We start from the raw sequence: 17,759 nt of genomic DNA, 5'->3' as shown, positions 1-17,759 counted from the left end.
GACGGGCGGCTGGCTCTTACTTCAGGTCCTGGCCGATCCGTTAGAGGGCACCGTATAGCGCGTTGCGTGGCTGCCGACGAGGGCCGACGAGCGGACCGAGGCGCCGGCCTTGATCAGGGCGAGCTTGATGGCCTCGAAATCGTGTCCGGTGACCGAGACCAGGAGCGCCGCGCCGTCGAAAGCGGTGTCGGGGACCGCGACGATCTCGGCGAGCGGCGCAAGCGCCCGGGCGACATCGGCGTTCCAGCCGGAGACGCGCACGCTCCAGGTCTGCACTTCGGTGACCATGGCGTCGTCGGCGACCCGCGAGATCACGAACACCGGCAGCGCGGCGGGATGGTCGGCGCGTTCGAGGAACGGCAGCCGCGCGATGATCTTCGGCGCGCCACTGGCCTCGAGCGCATTCCACCACGCCGTACGGCTTGCGATCGCGGAGACCAGCGCGAGGTCGCCCTTCGACTTCGCCACCGCCTCGACCGCGGCCTGTGCGCTGAAATGCGACACGTAAGGCACCACGAAGCCGAAGTGAAACCGCGCCGAGTTCGCGCATGGCCGACTTGCCGACCGAAACATCGGCATGCACCGCGAACGGCGCCTGCACATAGGTGAAGGTCGAGATGATGACGCGCCAGATGCTCTCGATGGTGTCGAGCGGCAGGATGCCGCGATGACGCCGCACCAGCTCGCGCATCATGCTGGCCTCGCGTGCCGGGCGGAATGCCGAGCCGACCTCCTGGGTCTCTCGACCTGGATCAGGCGGTCGATGATGTCGCCGCGCGCCATCAACAGGCGGTGTACCTGCTCGTCGATCGCATCGATCTCCTTGCGCAGATCCTGCAGCGAGGGCGGCGACGGGGGTGGGTTGGACATGCTCTCAAACCTTGTCGTCAGGGCGGCCCGTTGCCGCATCGGACAGGGTCCCTGATTAGGAAAGACGGGCAGCGAAAGCAAAGAGAAACGTCGCAGGCGTGCCTTGCGCATTCGGTTAACCAATCGGCCGTGGACGGGGCTGTCTTGACGGCGGGGGGCATGGGGACTACGTTCCCTGCGTCCCGTGGTCATTTGAGCCGGCCGGCTTGCAGCCACGTTAAACAACTCGCTAAACAGGCCGGGGACCTTATCAGCTCCCGGCCGAACCTTTGTTCAGGCCGGGTTTTTTATTGGCCTGAGGTCCGTCGAGCCTCCCGCGCGGAGGCAGGGTCGCCTAGATGAGCAACGTGCGTCCGATACCGAGCCCACAAACCCCGAGCGATGATCGCGCCCATGAGGCCGACCATCCGTCGTCATTGGTGGCGAAGTTCGGGATGGACCAGCCGCTCAAGCTCGATTGCGGCGTCGATCTCGCACCATTCCAGATCGCCTACCAGACCTATGGCGAGCTCAATGCCGACCGCTCCAACGCGATCCTGGTCTGCCACGCGCTGACCGGCGATCAGCATGTCAACAACATCCATCCCGTCACTGGCAAGCCCGGCTGGTGGGAGACCATGGTCGGCATCGGCCGGCCGATCGATCCCGACAAGTACTTCATCATCTGCTCCAATGTGATCGGCGGCTGCATGGGCTCGACCGGCCCTGCGTCGTTGAACCCCGCGACCGGCAAGGTGTGGGGACTCGATTTCCCGATCATCACCATCCCCGACATGGTGCGTGCGCAGGCGATGCTGATCGATCGTCTCGGCATCACGACGCTGTTCTGCGTGGTCGGCGGCTCGATGGGCGGCATGCAGGTCCTGCAATGGACCGCGGCCTATCCGGAGCGCGTGTTCTCGACGCTCGCGATCGCCTGCTCGACGCGCCACTCGGCGCAGAACATCGCGTTCCACGAGCTCGGCCGCCAGGCCGTGATGGCCGATCCGGACTGGCGCGGCGGCCGCTATGTCGACGAGGACACCCATCCGCACCGCGGATTGGCGGTGGCGCGGATGGCCGCGCACATCACCTATCTCTCGGACGCCGCGCTGCACCGCAAGTTCGGACGGCGGATGCAGGACCGCGAGCTGCCGACCTTCTCGTTCGATGCGGATTTCCAGGTCGAGAGCTATCTGCGCTACCAGGGCTCGTCCTTTGTCGAGCGCTTCGATGCCAACTCCGATCTCTGATCTGACCCGCGCGATGGACTATTTCGACATCGCCGCCGACCACAACGGCGTGCTGGCGAAGGCGTTCACCGGCATCCAAACGCGGTTCTGCGTGGTGTCGTTCACCAGCGACTGGCTGTTTCCGACCTCGGAATCGCGCGCGCTGGTGCATGCGCTGAACGCGTCGAGCGCGCGGGTGTCGTTCGCCGAGATCGAGACCGACAAGGGGCACGATGCCTTCCTGCTCGACGTGCCCGAATTCCTCGAGATCTCCCGTGCCTTCCTGCCGGCCGCAGCCAAGGCGCGCGGACTGAAGGACGGCGGCCAGTCATGAGCATGCAGCAGACATTGCCCTTGCCGGGCATCGCGCCGGAGCGGACCGGCGGCCATCGCACCGATCATCTGCTGGTCGCCGACATGGTGCGGCCGGGCTCGCGCGTGCTCGATGTCGGCTGCGGCGATGGCGAGCTGTTGCAGCTCTTGGAAAGCCGCGGCATCGACGGCCGCGGAATTGAGCTGTCACGCGAGGGCGTCAATGGCTGCGTCGCCAAGGGGCTCGCCGTGGTGCAGGGCGATGCCGACACCGATCTCGTCAACTATCCCGACGATGCGTTCGACTACGTGATCCTGTCGCAGACCTTGCAGGCGACGCGGCAGCCCAAGGTGGTGCTGGAGAATCTGCTGCGGATTGGCCAGCGCGCCATCGTCTCGTTCCCGAATTTCGGGTTCTGGAAGATGCGGCTGCAGCTTCTGATCGGCGGCCACATGCCGCGCACCGAGAATTTGCCGGCGAGCTGGTACGACACCTCGAACATCCACTTCTGCACCATCAAGGATTTCGTGCAGCTCTGCGAGGAGATCAACGTCAAGATGGAGCGCGCGGTGGCGCTCGATCTCTACGGCCGTCCGGTGCCGCTCAACCTGCCGTGGTGGGTGTGGAACATGTTCGGCGAGCAGGGCGTGTTCCTGCTCAGCCGGGGTGGGCAGGGGAAGTGACGTCATGGCGTCATTCCGGGGCACGCGAAGCGTGAACCCGGAATCTCGAGATTCCGGGTTCGATGCTGCGCATCGCCCCGGAATGACAGGACTACACCGGCGCCGCCACCAGCGACCGCGGATCGCGCACCGGCCAGCGGCCGGCTTCGACCAGCGCGATGAAGCGCTCGACCATCTCGTTGAACAGCGCCGGCTCCTCGAGGTTGAGGACGTGGCCCGACTTCGGGAAGAACGAGAGGCCGGCGGCCGGCAGATGCTGCTTCAGGAACATGCTGGGCGCGATGCAATTGTCGTCCTCGTCGCCGCACAAGATCAGCGCCGGCGTCGCGGCGCGCTTGATGGCGTCGGTCATGGTGTAGATCGAGGGCCGACCGCCCTGGAAGCTGCGCATCGTGTTGGCTGAGCCTCTGGCGTCGTGGCGGGCGAGCGCGGCGTAGAAATCGGCGTGGCCGCGCGGATCCTTGACCAGGAACGGAATCCGGCTCGGCGCCTCGCGCGTCACCTTGGCGACCTCGACCGCGCCGATGCTCTCATATTGCTCGGCATTGGCACGGCACTGCGCGCGGAAGGCATCGAGATTCTCGAGGCTGGAGCCGGAGCCGACGGCGGCCAGCGTCATCGACAGCGCGCGCTCCGGCGCGTTGAGGGCGACCTGCAGCGACGAATAGGAGCCCATCGAGAGCCCGACGAAATGCGCCTTGGTGAGGCCGAGATGGTCGAGCACGGCGAGCGCGTCGGTATGGAAGTGCTGGTAGGTGTAGACGTCGGCACTCGCAGGCACGTCGGACGGCGTGTAACCGCGCGCCGAATAGGCGATGCAGCGGTGGCCGCGCGCGAAGTAGCGCATCTGCGGCTCCCAATTGGTGTGATCAGCGGCGAACTCGTGCAGGAAGATGATCGGGGTTCCGCTGCCGGCCTCTTCGAAATGAAGACGGACATGATCTTTCGTCGTGGCGTAGGGCATTGAAATTCTCCTCTCGTTGGCCGCCTCCAGATTTGCAGTTAATTTTCGAGGCCGCAATGCGGCAGTTCCGGTTCCTTTCTCGTCATCGAATCATCGCGGAATGACCCAGAAATTGTTCCCGCAGTGCCGCATGAAATCTTCCTCGCGCCATCCCGATTTTCAAAACAACCGCCGTGTTCCCCCGGAACGCGACGGGGAGTTAGGGGGCGTTACAGAGGATCTAGTGAAGTATGGTTCAGTTGCTTGCGTGTCGCCGGTCGCTTTGTGTTTTGGCGCTGGCTCTGTGTTCGCTCACTCTCGCCGTGATCTCCGCCGCTCCGGCATCCGCCCGTCCGCATCATTCACGTCACGCGCATTCGGCCCATGCCGGCCATCACGCGGGTCACTATGCACATCGTCATTATCGGCAGGCAGCGCGGCTGTCGCGCGCCGAGCGCCGCGCACTCGAGCAGCCGGGCGGGATCGTCGAAACCAATGCGGCGCCGTTGCCCGGCAGCGCTGACCCAGTGCCCAATACCGGCGGCGTCAGCGCGGCAGGCGACTTCGGCTCGTCCGGTATCGTCGCCGAGGCGCGCCGCTATCTCGGCGGCAATCCGACCGGCCGCTCCAGCCTGTGGTGCGCCCGCTTCATGAACATGGTGCTGCAGCACACCGGCCATCGCGGCACCGGCTCTGACATGGCGAGCTCGTTCGCCAAATACGGCACGCGCGTTTCGGGACCGCAGGTCGGCGCCATCGCCGTGATGAGCCGTCGCGGCGGCGGCCATGTCGGCATCATCACCGGCGTCGATGCCAAGGGCAATCCGATCATGATCTCGGGCAACAGTGGCCACCGCGTCCGCGAGACGCGGGTCTCGCGTGGCCGCATCTACGCCTATGTGATGCCGACCAACTGATCGCTCGAAAGCGGGCAGGGCGCGTACGCGCCTTGCCCGGCCTACGACGCTACAGGTCCCTCGGCGGCAATCGTGTCGCCGGCGGCGGCGCCGCCATCGCTGATGATCTCGGCATAGATGCCGCATTCATTATTGCCGAAGCGCTGCATCAGCGTGTTCGGCACCGAGAGGTCGCGCGCGCCGGTATCGGGATCGACATTGACCGCGGCGCAGCGGGTGATGCGCTTCACCACCCTGGCCCGGGCGCTGCCGATCGCAATGGTCTGGTCGAGCAGGCTGGCTTCATGCCAGGCCGGCCAGCCCTCGACATAGAGGTTGGCGCGGAAGCGCAGCGGATGGACCGGCGCCTGCACCATCTCCTCGATCGCCCGCAGGCTCGCCAGATTGATGATCGAGACCACCTTGCGCGACACGTCAGAGAAGCTGTGCCCGGGGCTGACCAGCACCCTGGGCGGCCCCTTGATCTGGCCGGTATGATGATCGGCGAAATAGCGCTCGATCACGGCGCGGCCTTCCGCGGTCTCGAGGTCGCCCTGGGCCACCATCGCGCCATCCCGGCGCAGCGTCAGCACGTGGCTGTCATCGTCGAAATGGGCACGCAGCGGCGCCAGCCACTCGTCCCGCTGCAGCATCAGGAAATGCGGTTTCGGCAGCCATTTCGGCGCCGAGGGATCGAAACCGCTCGGGCCGTTCTCGATCGCATAGCGGCGATCGGAGCGGAGCGTCTCACCGATCTTGAGCTCTGCGTGCGGCAGCGACTCGGGCGTGAGGCCCTTGACGGGGTAGCGATAGATGCCGGTGATCCTGGCGGAGGGAGCGTGTGTGTTGTCCATCCGCTCGCTCTAGCCTGTTTGGCGGGCGAGGAGAACTGCCGGCCGCGGGAAGGTACTAGTCGGCGCGCGCCGCTCCGGGAGTGTCCAGCAGGCGCTGCATGAACACGAGATCGAGCCAGCGGCCGAACTTGCGTCCGACCTCCTGCATCCGGGCGACCTCGACAAAGCCGGCCTGCGCGTGCAGCCGCAGCGAGGCGGGATTGCCGCCGTCGATGCCGGCGATCATGACGTGCTTGCCGAGCGCGGTGGCCGCGGCGATCAGCTCGTCGACGATGATCCGGCCGAGGCCGCGGCCGCGATGATCGGCATGGATATAGACGCTGTGCTCGACGCTGTAGCGGTAACCCGGGAAGGCCCGGAAGTCGCCGAATGTGCCGTAGCCGAGCACCGTCGTCCCCTCGACGGCCACCAGCACGGGATAGCCCAGAGCCTGCCGCGCCGTCATCCAGGCCAGCCTCTCGGCCTCGGAATCCTGCTTCTCCGTCCAGATCGCGTTCGAGTTGGCGACCGCCTCGTTGAAGATCGCGGTAATCTCAGGGATGTCCTGCTCGGTGGCGGGGCGGATAATCATCGGTGGTTCCTTGACGCGCCTCTTGAATGGACCCCATCGTCTACTATATAAGACAATATGTCAATTATAGAGGACAGCGCCGATGAGGCTCTCGGGCGGCGGGTTCGCGCCGAACGGGAGGGCCGCGGCTGGTCGCTGGCGGACCTCGCCGGGCGGGCCGGCGTGTCCAAGGCCATGCTGAGCAAGATCGAGCGGGCGGAGGCAAGCCCGACGGCGGCGACGCTGTCGCGGATCGCCACGGCCTACGGTCTGACCATGGCCGCGTTGTTCGAGGTTGCCTCACACAATTCCCGCCTGCAGCGGGCCAAGGATCAGCCGGTGTGGCGCGATCCGAAGGCGGCCTATCTGCGGCGGCAGGTGTTCCTGCATCCGGCCAATCCGCTGGAGCTGGTGGAGATCGAGCTGCCTGCGAGGCAGGAAGCCGGCTTCCCCGCCAGCGCCTATCACCTGGTCCGCCAGGTGGTCTGGGTGATCAGCGGCCGCCTCACCTTGATGGAAGGGGCGGAGCGCCATGAGCTCGCTGCGGGCGACCGCGTCGAGCTCGGTCCGCCGTCGGACATCGTCTTCCGTAACGAAACGGCTCAGCCCTGCCGCTACCTTGTCGCCATCGTGCGGCGCTGAGCTTCATCGGGTGAAATCGCAGGCTGTGGCTCTTCCGTTTTGGAACCAAGTGCCCACATCTGCGGCAAGCCTGAACAATGATGGCGACGACCAGAGGCTGGTTGAGGAACGTCAACGCGGCCCGCGGAAACCCAATGAAGATGCCGTTGTCATGCCTGAATGGGTGACGATGGCAGGCCGAGGGAAAACGAATGAACATTGAGAAGTACACCGAGCGCGCGCGCGGATTCATCCAGTCTGCCCAGTCGCTCGCAATGCGCGACGGTCACCAGCAGTTCTCGCCGCTGCATCTGTTGAAGGTGCTGCTGGACGACAATGAGGGGCTCGCCGGCGGTCTGATCGACCGTGCCGGCGGCAATTCCAGAGCGATCCTGAAAGCGACCGAAGAGGCGCTGAACAAGCTGCCGAAGGTCTCGGGCAATGGCGCCGGACAGGTCTACCTGTCGCCGGAGCTGGCGCGCGCCTTCGATGCGGCGGAAAAGGCCGCCGACAAGGCCGGCGACAGTTTTGTCACCGTCGAGCGGCTGCTGCTCGGGCTCACGCTCGAGAAGGGCAGCGAGGCGGCAAGCATTCTGAGCAAGGGCGGCGTCACGGCGCAGAACCTGAACGCGGCGATCGAAGCGCTGCGCAAGGGCCGCACTGCTGACAGTGCGACCGCCGAGAACGCTTACGACGCGCTGAAGAAATATGCCCGCGACCTGACCCAGGCTGCGCGCGACGGCAAGCTCGACCCGGTGATCGGCCGCGACGAGGAGATCCGCCGCACGATTCAAGTTCTGTCGCGGCGGACCAAGAACAATCCCGTCCTGATCGGTGAGCCCGGCGTCGGCAAGACCGCCATCGTCGAGGGCCTGGCGCTGCGCATCCTCAACGGCGACGTGCCGGAGAGCCTGAAGGACAAGAAGCTGCTGTCGCTCGACATGGGCGCCCTGATCGCCGGCGCGAAATATCGCGGCGAGTTCGAGGAGCGGCTGAAGTCGGTCCTGCAGGAGGTCTCGACCGCCGAGGGCGGCATCATCCTGTTCATCGACGAGATGCACACGCTGATCGGCGCCGGCAAGACCGACGGCGCGATGGACGCGTCCAACCTGTTGAAGCCGGCGCTCGCGCGCGGCGAGCTGCACTGTATCGGTGCGACCACGCTCGACGAGTACCGCAAGCATGTCGAGAAGGATGCGGCGCTGGCCCGCCGGTTCCAGCCGATCTATGTCAGCGAGCCGACGGTCGAGGACACCATCTCGATCCTGCGCGGCCTCAAGGACAAGTACGAGCAGCATCACGGCGTGCGCATCACCGACTCCGCGCTGGTGGCGGCGACCACGCTGTCGAACCGCTACATCACCGACCGCTTCCTGCCCGACAAGGCCATCGACCTGATGGACGAGGCGGCGGCGCGGCTGAAGATGCAGGTTGATTCGAAGCCGGAAGAGCTCGATTCGCTCGATCGCGACATCATCCGGCTGAAGATCGAGCAGGAGGCGCTGAAGAAGGAGAACGATGCCGGCTCCAAGAGCCGCTTGCAGACCCTGGAGAAGGAGCTCGCCGGGCTGGAGGAGCGGTCGACGGCGCTGACGGCGCGCTGGAGCGCGGAGAAGAACAAGCTCTCCAATGCCCAGAAGTTGAAGAGCGAACTCGATGCGCTCCGCGTCGAGCTGGCCAATGCGCAGCGTCGCGGCGAATTCCAGAAGGCGGGCGAGCTGGCCTATGGCCGGATTCCCGAGCTGGAAAAGAAGCTCGCCGATATCGAGGCGCAAGCGAACAGCAAGCCGAACGGCGGCGAGATGATGGAGGAGGCGGTCACCGCCAACCATATCGCGCAGGTCGTCTCGCGCTGGACCGGCGTGCCGGTCGACAAGATGCTGGAGGGCGAAAAGGACAAGCTCCTGAAAATGGAGGATAGTCTCGCCAAGCGCGTCGTCGGCCAGGCCGAAGCCGTGCGTGCGGTGGCGACCGCCGTGCGCCGTGCCCGCGCCGGCCTGCAGGATCCGAACCGGCCGACCGGCTCGTTCATGTTCTTAGGCCCCACCGGCGTCGGCAAGACCGAGCTGACCAAGGCGCTCGCCGCTGACCTGTTCAACGACGAGACCGCGATGGTCCGCCTCGACATGTCCGAGTACATGGAGAAGCACTCGGTCTCGCGGCTGATCGGCGCGCCTCCCGGCTATGTCGGCTACGACGAGGGCGGGGCCCTGACCGAAGCGGTGCGGCGGCGGCCCTATCAGGTGGTGCTGTTCGACGAGATCGAGAAGGCGCATCCCGACGTCTTCAACGTGCTGTTGCAGGTGCTCGACGACGGCCGCCTGACCGATGGTCAGGGCCGCACCGTCGACTTCCGCAACACGCTGATCATCATGACTTCGAATCTCGGTTCGGAGTTGCTGGTAAATCAGCCGGAGGGCGAGGACACCGCGGCGGTCCGCGATCAGGTGATGGGCGTCGTGCGGGCGCATTTCAGGCCGGAATTCCTGAACCGCATCGACGAGATCATCCTGTTCCACCGCCTGCAGAAGAGCGAGATGGGCCGCATCGTCGAGATCCAGTTCGCGCGGCTGACCAAGCTGCTCGAGGATCGCAAGATCGAGCTCACGCTGGACGCTGAAGGCGCGCAACTGGCTCGCGGAGAAGGGCTGGGATCCGGCTTACGGCGCCCGCCCGCTGAAGCGGGTGATCCAGCGCAGTGTGCAGGATCCGCTGGCCGAGATGATCCTCGCCGGCGAGGTCAAGGACGGCGATCATGTCGTGATCTCGGAGAAGGGCAACGTGCTGACCTTCAACGGTCAGGTGCCCAAAACCGCCGAGATCGTGCAGTTCGAGGCCCCGGTCTCGAAGCGCAAGCTGAACTGAGCGTTTCGATAGCGAAACCGGATGCGGCCTGGCGACAGGCCGCATCCATCGCCATGACATCGGCGGGCCGCATGCGACGGAGTTCCTGTTCGGCGGCCGGTTTTGTGAGCTCGAATTAATGAAACCGCCTCGGGACGGCGTTCGTTTTCATCCTGAATGATCGGCTGGCGTGGCAGCGTCCCGCGCAGCTGCAAAGGAACTATCTGGCCCCAATCGCAGCGCTGATTCGCGCGCCACCTTGCATCATCCTGCAAAGCCACACCGCCGGTCGCCCTCAGCAGAAGGCGAATCTCATGACCAGGGAACTCATCGCCCATAACCGTCCCGTCTATGACGAGCTTCATCCCCGCGTCTACGGCGCAGCCGTCTGCCTGGTCGCGTGGTTCGCGTTGGCGGCTTGGATACTGTTCGACCGCCAGGACGACGTCGAGCTATCGCTGATGTTCGTCAGCGTGTTGCTGCTTGTCGCGGTGCTCCTGCCGTGGCTGCTCTCGCAGATCTGGCAGAAATATGACTACCGGCACGACCTGCATCAGCGATCGATTCCGTTCCGCGAGTGGCGGGGAGGCAAATTCGCGGTCTGGGGCAGCACCATCAACAGCACCGATGCCGCGATCGACATGCTGCTTCCGCTCGCATCGGTCGCATTCGGGCTGACCGCGATCGGAATCGTGTTCCTGATCTGCGCCAGCCTCGCGCCGTAAATCTTGCCAGGACCCGTCATTCCTGCGGGGCGATGGGCGGTGACGGCTCGTCGTCCTCGCTGGGCTCGAGTTCGGACAGGATGTCGACCAGCTCGCGGGCGCGGCCGGTGGCCAGCGGCTTGCCGGCATTCATCAGCGGCTCGTCATTGGCGAGCCAGGCCTGCGCCTCGGCAAGCTCGGTGATTGTTGCCCCGGATGCGATGATCCTAGCGATCGTGACGTCATCGGCGTGGCCGACGGCCTTCAGTACGTCGTCGCGGGTGAGCTGGGTCATGGTTGCAAATCCTCATTGCACACAGAGATGCCCTTACCCGGCGGCCATCGCGGCCATCGGGTAAGGATGCGTGAGTTCAATGCCTCAGCTGTGCGTCGTGAGCCGGGGCGGATGCTGGGACATTACCCAGAGCTCGATCGCCGCAAGGACCGCGACTGCGATGCCGATGACAACGTGCACGGTCATCGCGGTTGTGGCTCCCTGGAAACCAAGGACCCACGGCGAGACCAGCGCCCAAAGCCCGACGATGAGGTTCAGCCACTCCTCCCAGACCGCGAAGGCCGCGAGCGCGGCGATCGCAAGAATTGCCATCACAATGCCGACGATATGGGCGTTGGCGGAAACCCTTCCACCGTCGAAATTGAACAGCCAAGGCGACGAGAAGAGGATGGCGCCGAGGATCAGGTTTGCGACGTCGCACAGTTTTGCGTTCGTCCAGTTCTCCATGACACCCTCCAATGGAGGTTTCACCTGCGAATCAACTGGACGACCGCCGTCCGGGTTCCCGTCTTGTTCCGCGAAATTTTGGCCGAAATCGCCGCCAGTGGCCTCCGGCGGCGCGTGTTTTGACGCGGCAGTCAGCTTCCAAAGGGCAATCAGCTTCCAAAGAAAGCGCCGCGGCGTTGTCGGACGGCCCGTGTGGCCTGGGGAATGATCAGCGGTTGCTGGTAGACCGCGCCATCGGGGTGCTGCCAGTGGCGTCCGAGACGATTCGCGAGCTGCCGCGGCTGGACATCTGGGCCTCGATCCGGTCGCGCTCCTTCTCGAAGTTCGCCAGCATCGGGCCTTCGAGCGAACGGCCGCGCGGCAGCTTCACGCGCATCGGGTCGACGAATCGGCCGTTGACCAGGATTTCGTAGTGGACATGCGGGCCGGTCGACTGGCCGGTCGAGCCGACGAAGCCGATCACCTGGCCCTGCCGCACCTTCTTGCCGATCTCCATGCCCTTGGCGAAGGCCGACATGTGGCCGTAGGCCGTCTCGTAGCCATTGGCATGCTTCATGCGGATATATTTGCCGTAACCGCCCTCGTATCCGACCTTCTCGAGCACGCCGTTGCCGGACGCGAAGATCGGCGTGCCGTAGGCGGTGGCCCAGTCGACGCCGGTGTGCATCTTCACATAGCCGAGGATCGGGTGGCGGCGGCCGCCGAAGCCCGAACGCATGATCGCGTTGTTGACCGGCTTGCGCACCAGGAACTTCTTCGCGCTCTTGCCGGTCTCGTCATAGTAATCGACGAGGCCGTCGTCCGAGCTCTGGAATCGGTAGTATTTCTTGGTCTCGCCGCCCACGGTCAGCGCGGCGTAGAGCACTTCGGTCTTTTCGGTGCTGGTGACGCCCTCGTCCTCGCCGGCAAAGAACACGTCGAACGAGTCGCCGGGCTGGACCTTGCGCTGGAAATCGACGTCGTAGGAGTAGATCTTGACCATGTCTTCGATGACGGTCGGCGGCACCTTGTTGCGCAGCGCGGTCTCGTAAATGCTCTGATAGAGCCGCACGCCGCTGCCATCATCCTCGTCATCGTCGCTGGAATTGTCGGCGGTCTCGGTGACGGTGTTCATGCTCTGCACGTCAACGGCAACGTATTTGCCGAGATCGGACAGTGCGGCGACGGCCTCGATGACGGATTCGTTGGCGACGATCACGCGATAGGGCTGCAGCCTGACATTCGGTCCGGGAGCGGCCGGCGCCATCAGGATTCGTACCTTCTGGCCTTCCTTCAGGCCGCCGTCGCGGCCGCGCGGACCGAGCGTCGCGGCGATCGCCTTCGCCTCCTCGGGCGTTGCGCCCTGATCGCGCAGGATCGAGGTGATGCTGTCGCCCTTCCTGACGACGTGAACCCGTTCACCGACCGGATTGCCGCCGGTGACCTGCTCTTTGGTCTTCGGCAGCAGGGTGACGTTCTCCGGCACCACGCGGGTCTCGAAGCCGGCATAGGGATCGGAGGTGTTGCCCTCGGTGGCGTAGGCCATCCTCATGTCGGGGCCGGCGCCGCTCGCGTCAGCCGCGGCATTGGCGAGTGAAGCGTAGCGCACCGAGCCGCCGGAGCCGCGCCAGTTGGCGGCGTCACGGACCCGCATCAGCACGTCGTCGAGCGCGACGACGGCGGCGAGCTTGGCTTTCGGCAGCACGGAGCCGAGATCCTTGGTGACGAACGAGACCTCGGCGTCGGGCTCGGCCGCGGCATTCGGATCCTCGGCCGCCGCCGGCGTGTCGGAGCCGACATCGGTCAGCAGACGCTGCGCATTGAACGCAGGGATTTTTGCCGACAGATCGCTCGTGGTCATCGAGAGATTGCCGGAAATTCGGATGAAGGGCCGCACCCGCATCACGTCGCGATTGCCGACGCGGGTCACGGTCGACACGCGCACCAGGCTGCGGGAGGCGGAGGATTCGCTGGGCGGCGGCAGGCGGTCGCCTTTGTGCAGGCTGACGACGCGATCGTTGCCGGTGAACGCGCCGCGGAGCGCGCCTTCAACGCGCTCCGGCACCTTGGCGAAGGTCATCTCGCCGTCGAGCGACGCAAAAACGGCGCCGCCGATCAGGGCCGCGCCACATAGTCCAGTCAGAATGGTGCCGCTAAACCATTGAACGGAGACACGGCGGCGGTCGATCACCGCGGCCTCGGTGCCGTCGACTGAAAGCGGCGGTTCGTGACCGAGATCGATCATCCCGGTCTCGCGCCCAATGCCGCTTCCGCGTGACGCCCGTTGGCTCAACCCGATATCCCCCCAAATTCCAGCAACTGCGATCGACCTCAGCTCGTCCTCGTCCCCACCTTGATCCCCCGAAGAGGAATCTCGGCAGTGTGGCGAGCCACACGCATCGAATTCGAGAAGCCGATGGCCATTAGCTAGCCGCACTCTCGAACGTCAATGGTGTGCAGATCTCTCGATGTTGCTCGGCCGCGAAGGGAAGAGGCGACGGATTCTTGGAGAAAATCGCCTGGTCCCCCAGAAAAACCGCCCCAGCCCCCACAGGTTACGAGCGGTTCAATGCATTCGTTATAGCCAGAACGTCGCAGGATTGTGGCTCAAGTGCGGCATTTGAGGTGGAAAAGCTTCCCTGAAAGCAGGTCGATGCCCGCCGCCCGGCCCCGGGGCGGTCGGAACCCGTTTTGGAGGGCCTCACGGGCTCCCCGGCGACGAACTTTTTTTAAAGTTTTTTGCCGCGAGGGCTGGGTGGCGAATTTTTACCTCCGACCTAAGCCACGGAAAGCACGAGAATTTCTTCGCACTGCACAAGCGATTTGGGCGTGCGACGATTTGTTGACAATGGCCGTTGACAATCCCGAGGGGTGCGGACTATAAACCAACCACTGAGCGCGGCGCCGCCGGGTCACTGACCAAGGCGAGCGAACGCGCCACTGATGCTCCTCACTTCGATGAGTGACACAACAGCCGACATAAATCGGTTGAAGTTCACCGTCGGCCGGTGAAGGGTAGAACCACCCTCTAAGGGTGTGGGGTCATCGGATCCCGGGCTGTTTGACAAGTGAAGATGAAGAAAGAGAAACGTGGACGGCGGAGTCCTTGCGTCTCTCGGAATACTTGAAAGCTTCGGCTTTTGACTTCTGAGAGTGGACGAAAGACTTCGGCGGTACACGTTTTAAAGGTTACACCATCGCTGCCAACGATGTGAATCGCAGGCGGCTCGTTGACTTCGGTCGACGAAGAATGGTGGGACCTCGTCAAACGTTGTGATCAGCCGGTTCAAGGTTTCAAGTCCAACTTGAGAGTTTGATCCTGGCTCAGAGCGAACGCTGGCGGCAGGCTTAACACATGCAAGTCGAGCGGGCATAGCAATATGTCAGCGGCAGACGGGTGAGTAACGCGTGGGAACGTACCTTTTGGTTCGGAACAACTGAGGGAAACTTCAGCTAATACCGGATAAGCCCTTACGGGGAAAGATTTATCGCCGAAAGATCGGCCCGCGTCTGATTAGCTAGTTGGTGAGGTAATGGCTCACCAAGGCGACGATCAGTAGCTGGTCTGAGAGGATGATCAGCCACATTGGGACTGAGACACGGCCCAAACTCCTACGGGAGGCAGCAGTGGGGAATATTGGACAATGGGCGCAAGCCTGATCCAGCCATGCCGCGTGAGTGATGAAGGCCCTAGGGTTGTAAAGCTCTTTTGTGCGGGAAGATAATGACGGTACCGCAAGAATAAGCCCCGGCTAACTTCGTGCCAGCAGCCGCGGTAATACGAAGGGGGCTAGCGTTGCTCGGAATCACTGGGCGTAAAGGGTGCGTAGGCGGGTCTTTAAGTCAGGGGTGAAATCCTGGAGCTCAACTCCAGAACTGCCTTTGATACTGAAGATCTTGAGTTCGGGAGAGGTGAGTGGAACTGCGAGTGTAGAGGTGAAATTCGTAGATATTCGCAAGAACACCAGTGGCGAAGGCGGCTCACTGGCCCGATACTGACGCTGAGGCACGAAAGCGTGGGGAGCAAACAGGATTAGATACCCTGGTAGTCCACGCCGTAAACGATGAATGCCAGCCGTTAGTGGGTTTACTCACTAGTGGCGCAGCTAACGCTTTAAGCATTCCGCCTGGGGAGTACGGTCGCAAGATTAAAACTCAAAGGAATTGACGGGGGCCCGCACAAGCGGTGGAGCATGTGGTTTAATTCGACGCAACGCGCAGAACCTTACCAGCCCTTGACATCCCGGTCGCGGACTCCAGAGACGGAGTTCTTCAGTTCGGCTGGACCGGAGACAGGTGCTGCATGGCTGTCGTCAGCTCGTGTCGTGAGATGTTGGGTTAAGTCCCGCAACGAGCGCAACCCCCGTCCTTAGTTGCTACCATTTAGTTGAGCACTCTAAGGAGACTGCCGGTGATAAGCCGCGAGGAAGGTGGGGATGACGTCAAGTCCTCATGGCCCTTACGGGCTGGGCTACACACGTGCTACAATGGCGGTGACAATGGGATGCTAAGGGGCGACCCTTCGCAAATCTCAAAAAGCCGTCTCAGTTCGGATTGGGCTCTGCAACTCGAGCCCATGAAGTTGGAATCGCTAGTAATCGTGGATCAGCACGCCACGGTGAATACGTTCCCGGGCCTTGTACACACCGCCCGTCACACCATGGGAGTTGGTTTTACCTGAAGACGGTGCGCTAACCGAAAGGGGGCAGCCGGCCACGGTAGGGTCAGCGACTGGGGTGAAGTCGTAACAAGGTAGCCGTAGGGGAACCTGCGGCTGGATCACCTCCTTTCTAAGGATGATCCTTCAGATCAGCTCACGCTATCTATCGGATCGTTTTAGAAACATTCAGGGGCCAACAGTTTCAGGATTGTTGAGCTCCATTGGCGGGATTTCGCCGTCTTCGTTTCTCTTTCTTCGCGGACGAACACGCGCCAGGGGCTGAGCGCTGTGCGATGCACCGACTTCAGGTCGAGTGCGCGCCGGCATGTCTCTCGTGTTAGGGGCTTGTAGCTCAGTTGGTTAGAGCGCGCGCTTGATAAGCGTGAGGTCGGAAGTTCAAGTCTTCCCAGGCCCACCATTTTGATCGAGTGCGGAGCATTCGTCTTCTGGTACGGGGCCATAGCTCAGCTGGGAGAGCGCGTGCTTTGCAAGCATGAGGTCGTCGGTTCGATCCCGTCTGGCTCCACCAGATGGAATTGAAGCTCGAGAATGCGCCTTTGCAGGAATCTCTGTTCATATCGTCCGCGAAACATCACTTCGCACTCATTGGTCCGGATGGACGGTGACGTGCGTGTTTTCTGACATCGTAAAGAGGAGATCGATCCGAGTTTGGGTCAAGCGAAGCAATTCGCCTGAGCCATTCATTATCTCCGGGATCATTTCGGCGCTCGCTTTCAATCGCAAGATTGGATGCGGGTTGTAAATGATCTCTTTTAGCGAAGCTTGACCGCCTCGCTATCGGGCCGATCTTACGAAGCAAGCTGGTCTTTCTAGTCAGTGTCCGGCTGCGCAATCGCATTCATCGAGGATGCGTGCCTGAGACTTCGGTCTTCGGGCGGTTGTGCAGACAACATTCTGCCGAGTGTGTGGACATTGATAATGAGAGCAATCAAGTGCCTTAAGGGTGTTCGGTGGATGCCTTGGCGCTGAGAGGCGATGAAGGACGTGCTACGCTGCGATAAGCCGTGGGGAGCTGCGAAGAAGCTTTGATCCGCGGATTTCCGAATGGGGAAACCCACCTTCGATAGCCGGAACTCCAAGACCTTGTGTGTTGGGGTTCGACCAGAAATGCGAGAAATCAAACCGCGAGGTTTTGGATTTCCGGTTATCAAGAGAAGGTATGAGACCTCTGAATAAAATAGGAGGTTTTAAGCAAACCCAGGGAACTGAAACATCTAAGTACCTGGAGGAAAGGACATCAATCGAGACTCCGTTAGTAGTGGCGAGCGAACGCGGACCAGGCCAGTGATACATCAAAGACAATCGGAACCTGTCAGGAAAGCAGGGCCTTAGAGGGTGATAGCCCCGTACGAGTAATGCGATGATGTATCCACGAGTAAGGCGGGACACGTGTAATCCTGTCTGAACACGGGGGGACCACCCTCCAAGCCTAAGTACTCCTCAGCGACCGATAGCGAACCAGTACCGTGAGGGAAAGGTGAAAAGCACCCCGACGAGGGGAGTGAAATAGACCTGAAACCGGACACCTACAAACAGACGGAGCCCAAGATACGTTCTGGGTGACGTCGTACCTTTTGTATTATGGGCCAGCGACTTAATTTAACGAGCAAGCTTAAGCCGATAGGCGAAGGCGTAGCGAAAGCGAGTCTGAATAGGGCGTCAAGTTCGTTGTATTAGACCCGAAACCTAGTGATCTAGCCATGAGCAGGTTGAAGGTGAGGTAACACTCACTGGAGGACCGAACGGGTGCCTGTTGAAAAAGGCTCCGATGACTTGTGGTTAGGGGTGAAAGGCCAATCAAACTGGGAAATAGCTGGTTCTCCGCGAAAGATATTTAGGTATCGCCTCGGATGAATACCTCAGGGGGT

10 protein-coding genes, 2 tRNA genes, 2 rRNA genes, 3 pseudogenes and 1 riboswitch (1 of these 18 only partly in view) are annotated in these 17,759 nt (G+C 62.7%); of the genes and pseudogenes, 10 read left to right on the top strand and 7 right to left on the bottom strand.

Annotated elements, in window-relative coordinates:
• Window positions 1-21: 21 nt before the first annotated feature.
• A pseudogene (locus ACSKB9_RS19840) lies at window positions 22-870 on the bottom strand (chorismate mutase).
• 174 nt (window positions 871-1,044) lie between these two features.
• Window positions 1,045-1,124, top strand: a riboswitch (SAM riboswitch).
• Between the two features lie 84 nt (window positions 1,125-1,208).
• On the opposite strand from ACSKB9_RS19840, the pseudogene metX reads away from it, so the two are divergent.
• A pseudogene (gene metX, locus ACSKB9_RS19835) lies at window positions 1,209-2,415 on the top strand (homoserine O-acetyltransferase MetX).
• Window positions 2,412-3,077: a methionine biosynthesis protein MetW gene (gene metW / locus ACSKB9_RS19830; RefSeq protein WP_028341893.1), complete on the top strand. Its 666-nt coding sequence runs from the start codon at window positions 2,412-2,414 to the stop codon at window positions 3,075-3,077. Before metX ends, metW begins: the two are co-directional and overlap by 4 nt.
• A 91-nt stretch (window positions 3,078-3,168) precedes the next feature.
• On the opposite strand, the gene ACSKB9_RS19825 is transcribed toward metW, so the two are convergent.
• Window positions 3,169-4,041 (bottom strand): alpha/beta fold hydrolase, encoded by an 873-nt coding sequence (locus ACSKB9_RS19825; protein ID WP_438075141.1) that lies wholly within the window; start codon window positions 4,039-4,041, stop codon window positions 3,169-3,171.
• 230 nt (window positions 4,042-4,271) lie between these two features.
• Between ACSKB9_RS19825 and ACSKB9_RS19820 the strand changes: the two genes are divergently transcribed.
• Complete coding sequence (locus tag ACSKB9_RS19820) at window positions 4,272-4,937, top strand: TIGR02594 family protein (RefSeq protein WP_438075139.1); 666 nt, start codon at window positions 4,272-4,274, stop codon at window positions 4,935-4,937.
• A 41-nt stretch (window positions 4,938-4,978) separates the two neighbouring features.
• Here ACSKB9_RS19820 and ACSKB9_RS19815 read toward each other — a convergent pair whose 3' ends face one another.
• Both ACSKB9_RS19815 and ACSKB9_RS19810 read right to left on the bottom strand, forming a co-directional pair.
• Complete coding sequence (locus ACSKB9_RS19815; protein WP_438075137.1) at window positions 4,979-5,770, bottom strand: MOSC domain-containing protein; 792 nt, start codon at window positions 5,768-5,770, stop codon at window positions 4,979-4,981.
• A 55-nt stretch (window positions 5,771-5,825) separates the two neighbouring features.
• Window positions 5,826-6,341, bottom strand: a complete 516-nt coding sequence (locus tag ACSKB9_RS19810; RefSeq protein WP_438075135.1) for an N-acetyltransferase family protein — start codon at window positions 6,339-6,341, stop codon at window positions 5,826-5,828.
• Between the two features lie 57 nt (window positions 6,342-6,398).
• Between ACSKB9_RS19810 and ACSKB9_RS19805 the strand changes: the two genes are divergently transcribed.
• The 3 genes and pseudogenes from ACSKB9_RS19805 to ACSKB9_RS19795 all read left to right on the top strand — a co-directional run bounded on the left by ACSKB9_RS19805 (window position 6,399) and on the right by ACSKB9_RS19795 (window position 10,510).
• Entirely contained in the window at window positions 6,399-6,962 is a 564-nt protein-coding gene (locus ACSKB9_RS19805; protein ID WP_438075133.1) for a helix-turn-helix domain-containing protein, read from the top strand.
• A gap of 191 nt (window positions 6,963-7,153) precedes the next feature.
• Window positions 7,154-9,806, top strand: a pseudogene (gene clpB, locus ACSKB9_RS19800) (ATP-dependent chaperone ClpB).
• A 293-nt stretch (window positions 9,807-10,099) separates the two neighbouring features.
• Window positions 10,100-10,510 (top strand): hypothetical protein, encoded by a 411-nt coding sequence (locus ACSKB9_RS19795; protein WP_438075132.1) that lies wholly within the window; start codon window positions 10,100-10,102, stop codon window positions 10,508-10,510.
• A gap of 16 nt (window positions 10,511-10,526) precedes the next feature.
• Here the strand turns inward: ACSKB9_RS19795 and ACSKB9_RS19790 are convergent, their stop codons facing one another.
• From ACSKB9_RS19790 to ACSKB9_RS19780, 3 genes are all read right to left on the bottom strand, one after another.
• Window positions 10,527-10,784: a hypothetical protein gene (locus ACSKB9_RS19790; protein WP_438075130.1), complete on the bottom strand. Its 258-nt coding sequence runs from the start codon at window positions 10,782-10,784 to the stop codon at window positions 10,527-10,529.
• A gap of 84 nt (window positions 10,785-10,868) precedes the next feature.
• Entirely contained in the window at window positions 10,869-11,231 is a 363-nt protein-coding gene (locus ACSKB9_RS19785; protein WP_438075128.1) for an SPW repeat protein, read from the bottom strand.
• A gap of 208 nt (window positions 11,232-11,439) precedes the next feature.
• Complete coding sequence (locus ACSKB9_RS19780) at window positions 11,440-13,503, bottom strand: M23 family metallopeptidase (protein ID WP_438075126.1); 2,064 nt, start codon at window positions 13,501-13,503, stop codon at window positions 11,440-11,442.
• Between the two features lie 1,008 nt (window positions 13,504-14,511).
• Between ACSKB9_RS19780 and ACSKB9_RS19775 the strand changes: the two genes are divergently transcribed.
• From ACSKB9_RS19775 to ACSKB9_RS19760, 4 genes are all read left to right on the top strand, one after another.
• Window positions 14,512-16,000, top strand: a 16S ribosomal RNA gene (locus ACSKB9_RS19775).
• Between the two features lie 211 nt (window positions 16,001-16,211).
• Window positions 16,212-16,288 (top strand) — tRNA-Ile (locus ACSKB9_RS19770).
• A 35-nt stretch (window positions 16,289-16,323) separates the two neighbouring features.
• A tRNA-Ala gene (locus ACSKB9_RS19765) sits at window positions 16,324-16,399 on the top strand.
• 418 nt (window positions 16,400-16,817) lie between these two features.
• Window positions 16,818-17,759 (top strand): 23S ribosomal RNA (locus ACSKB9_RS19760); it runs 1,904 nt beyond the window's last position.
• Together the 16S and 23S rRNA genes with 2 tRNA genes alongside form the textbook arrangement of a ribosomal RNA operon.

Source organism: Bradyrhizobium sp. BR 1433 (assembly GCF_051547665.1).
Taxonomy (GTDB): domain Bacteria; phylum Pseudomonadota; class Alphaproteobacteria; order Rhizobiales; family Xanthobacteraceae; genus Bradyrhizobium; species Bradyrhizobium australafricanum.
Note: the sequence above shows the minus strand (reverse complement) of the source record. Positions and strands in the feature narration are given on the sequence as shown.

Coding starts and splice junctions, on each gene's coding strand:
- metW (WP_028341893.1), top strand. CDS start 2,412: ATGAGCATGCAGCAGACATTGCCCTTGCCGGGCATCGCGCCGGAGCGG.
- ACSKB9_RS19825 (WP_438075141.1), bottom strand. CDS start 4,041: ATGCCCTACGCCACGACGAAAGATCATGTCCGTCTTCATTTCGAAGAG.
- ACSKB9_RS19820 (WP_438075139.1), top strand. CDS start 4,272: ATGGTTCAGTTGCTTGCGTGTCGCCGGTCGCTTTGTGTTTTGGCGCTG.
- ACSKB9_RS19815 (WP_438075137.1), bottom strand. CDS start 5,770: ATGGACAACACACACGCTCCCTCCGCCAGGATCACCGGCATCTATCGC.
- ACSKB9_RS19810 (WP_438075135.1), bottom strand. CDS start 6,341: ATGATTATCCGCCCCGCCACCGAGCAGGACATCCCTGAGATTACCGCG.
- ACSKB9_RS19805 (WP_438075133.1), top strand. CDS start 6,399: ATGTCAATTATAGAGGACAGCGCCGATGAGGCTCTCGGGCGGCGGGTT.
- ACSKB9_RS19795 (WP_438075132.1), top strand. CDS start 10,100: ATGACCAGGGAACTCATCGCCCATAACCGTCCCGTCTATGACGAGCTT.
- ACSKB9_RS19790 (WP_438075130.1), bottom strand. CDS start 10,784: ATGACCCAGCTCACCCGCGACGACGTACTGAAGGCCGTCGGCCACGCC.
- ACSKB9_RS19785 (WP_438075128.1), bottom strand. CDS start 11,231: ATGGAGAACTGGACGAACGCAAAACTGTGCGACGTCGCAAACCTGATC.